The organism is Algoriphagus sp. AK58 (assembly GCF_014324365.1).
GTDB lineage: Bacteria > Bacteroidota > Bacteroidia > Cytophagales > Cyclobacteriaceae > Algoriphagus.
Map to the genome: position 1 here is coordinate 1 of NZ_QEIG01000052.1, position 774 is coordinate 774.

Sequence of the window (774 nt, forward strand, 5' to 3'; positions counted from 1 at the left end):
CTCCAGCCAATGGATTACCTGACAATCGCAGACAGGCACTAATTGGAGCCAAGGGGTCTTGAAAAATTTTTATAAACCGCAAGTCCCTTCTCCGTTTCGCTGGCGATCCGAGATCTCGTTCCAAACCAAAATTCGTACGCCAGCGATGGGGGTCTTGGCTTATCTTTTAATCCAGGGGTTGAAACCCCTGGCAATAACCAAACGCTCCTTGGGAGCTGGCAGCACTAAACCAATCGAAATCAACAACCTATTAATCAGACCAATAAATTGCCTGACAATCGCAGACAGGCACTAATCGGAGCCAAGGTTCTTGAAAATTTTTTATAAACCGCAAGTCCCTTCTCCGTTTCGCTGGCGATCCGAGATCTCGTTCCAAACCAAAACCCTACGCCAGCGATGGGGGTCTTGGCTTATCTTTTAATCCAGGGGTTGAAACCCCTGGCAATAACAAAACGCTCCTTTGGAGCTGGTTCAGAGTTCGAATCATTAGACAGAGTCCAAACTCAGTGTCTTCTACAGTTACCACTAAACCTACCTTTGATAGGCGCGGTGGGTTGCCGCAGCCGCGAGGCGTGGGTTGGCTTTGTGGGGGGAAGCTTAGCTGCGGCTTGACTTTTTGGTCCTTTTTTGTCAAGAAAAAAGGACTTAAAAAACAAAACAGGGATGATGAGAAATTAATCAGGTTGAAAATCAAGTAAATCTCACCAAATCTCTTCTCCGTTTCGCTGGCGATACGAGATCTCGTTCCAAACCAAAATTCGTACGCCAGCGATG

General features: G+C 46.9%; 1 protein-coding gene. It reads right to left on the bottom strand.

Features of this window, described 5'->3' with window-relative positions; translation table 11 throughout:
- Positions 1–385: 385 nt before the first annotated feature.
- Positions 386–774, bottom strand: a 389-nt coding sequence (locus tag DDT91_RS20530) for a hypothetical protein (protein WP_222718702.1), incomplete at its 5' end; no start/stop codon positions are given.